Annotated in this window: 1 protein-coding gene; it reads right to left on the reverse strand. The window is 74.0% G+C overall.

Annotated features, from left to right (window positions below; genetic code table 11):
• Positions 1-98: 98 nt before the first annotated feature.
• The gene (locus tag C1J01_RS47760; protein ID WP_235855158.1) at positions 99-1,799 is read right to left on the reverse strand and encodes a SpoIIE family protein phosphatase; all 1,701 of its coding nucleotides are present in this window, start codon (positions 1,797-1,799) and stop codon (positions 99-101) included.
• Between the last annotated feature and the right edge of the window lie 344 nt (positions 1,800-2,143).

Raw genomic sequence — 2,143 nt, forward strand, 5'->3', positions numbered from 1 at the left:
GACGAGGGCATGGCCGACCTGAGCCGGTACGCCGCCTCGCTGGCCCGCCACCCGGGGCCGCATCACGGCGGAGGAGGCCGCCGAGCAGTCGCAGTAGCTCAGCCGGGGATGCGCAGGGCGAGCAGGGCCACGTCGTCGTCGTTGTCAGCGGGCCGGGTACGGCCGATCAGCGCGTCGCACATGCCGTCCAGCGGGTGGCGGGCCAGCGAGGCGGCGTACCGGCTCAGGTCGGCCATGCCCTCGTCGAGGCTGCGGGAGGGAGACTCGATCAGCCCGTCGGTGTAGAGCAGCAGGGTGGAGTCGGGCGGCAGGACGACGGCGGCGTCCTCGCGGGCGGCCATGATGTCCGTGCCGAGCAGCAGGCCGCCGGCGTCCGCCAGATAGCCGGTCCGCCCGTCGGGCTCGACCAGCAGCGGCGGCGGGTGGCCCGCGTTGGTCCAGCGCAGCAGCCAGCGTCCGTCGGCGCGCTCGACGCGGGCGAAGACGACGGTGGCCATCGCGGCCTCGACCATGCGGGTCACCGCCTGGTCGAGGCGTTCCACGATCTTGCTGGGCGGCTCGTCCAGCTCTCCGGCGTACGCGCGCAGCATGTTGCAGATCTGGGCCATGCCGGAGGCGGCCTCGAGGTCGTGGCCGACGACGTCGCCGATCACCAGGCCGGTCGCGCCGCCGGGCAGCGGGAAGGCGTCGTACCAGTCGCCGCCCACCTGGGAGGCGTCCGGCGCGGGCAGGTAGCGGGCGGTCATCTCCAGGCCCGGCACGTGGGGAAGCTGCGGCAGCAGGTGGCGCTGCATGGTCTCGGCGACGCGGCGCTGCCGCTCGTACAGGCGGGCGTTGTCGAGCGCGAGGCCGGCGCGGCGGGCGATGTCCTCGACCAGCAGCAGGTCGGAGGTGGTGAACGCGCCCGGCCGCTCGGCGCGGCCGAGCGTCAGCGCGCCGACCACCTCGCGCACCCCGCGGATCGGCGCGATGCTCGCCGAGTGCATGCCGGTCGCCCGGAACAGCCTGCGCTGCGCGACCGCGACGGCGGAGTCGGGCTCCACCTCGTACGTCTCCGGCGAGGCGATGGTGGCGGTGACGCCGCGCAGCGCCCGCGACAGGGGCATCGTGGAGCCCCGCGCCACCGGCGGCATCGGGCCCTCCAGGTGCTCGTGGTGGACCAGGCCGCCGTTCTCGTAGTGCACCACGGCGGCGCGCGAGACCCCGCCCTCCTCGGTGAGCAGGTCGATCACCACCCAGTCGGCCAGCAGCGGCACCACGAGCCGGACGAGCTGACGCAGCGTCTCCGCGACGTCGAGGCTGGAGGTGAGCGTCGTGGTGGTCTCGGCGAGCAGGGCCAGCCGGTCGAGCTCCGTCATCGACGCGGCCAGGCACGTCGGCCCCCGGCCCGCCGAGACCGGCGGGCCGGTCTCGTGGAAGAGCAGCAGGATGCCCGGCCCATCGTCGCCGAGCCGGCAGGCGGTGACCAGCCAGGAGACCGGCAGGACGCTGCCGTCGCCGCGCGCCAGCCACTCCCGGTCGCCCTGCGTGGTGCCGCGGGTGACGAGGGGCTCGCGCAGCACGCAGCGGCTGCGGGGCACGGGCTCGCCGTGCTCGCCACGGTGGAGGGCGTCGTGGGCGTCGAGGCCGAGCAGGTCACCGGGGGGCCGGCCGAGCAGGACCCCCGCCCGGGCGTTGACCTCGACGATGCGTCCGTGGTCGTCCATCACGCACGCGCCCGCGTCGGAGAGGTCTTCCAGCCGCCACCGGCGATCGCGCGACGTGAAGGAGCGCGCCCCCTCACCCGCCGAAACGTCCACGACCGCTCCTTCCTCCTTCGCCGCACTGCCCCGTTCTGGTCATCGATCCCAGTCTTCCAGCAGCCCGGACACGTGGAGGCGGCCACCGCGCCGGCTCCCACCGTACGCGACCGCACCGAGCGCCGGCCTCGCGTCCGTCTCGCGGTCTGGACCAGTTGGCGGCCAGAACATGAGCCGGTATTGACCATTAGAGAGAGTAACTGATCAAATGTCCGACAATTCGGAAATGCCCGGGAGGACTCGTGGCCCGCAACCGTCTCTTATCCGGCGTCGCCCTGACAGCGCTCTCGCTCCCCCTCCTCTCCCTCACCGCCCCGTCCGCGCAGGCGGAGGCCGTCTCGATC

The sequence above is a fragment of the Nonomuraea aridisoli genome (assembly GCF_003236395.1).
Classification (GTDB): domain Bacteria; phylum Actinomycetota; class Actinomycetes; order Streptosporangiales; family Streptosporangiaceae; genus Nonomuraea; species Nonomuraea aridisoli.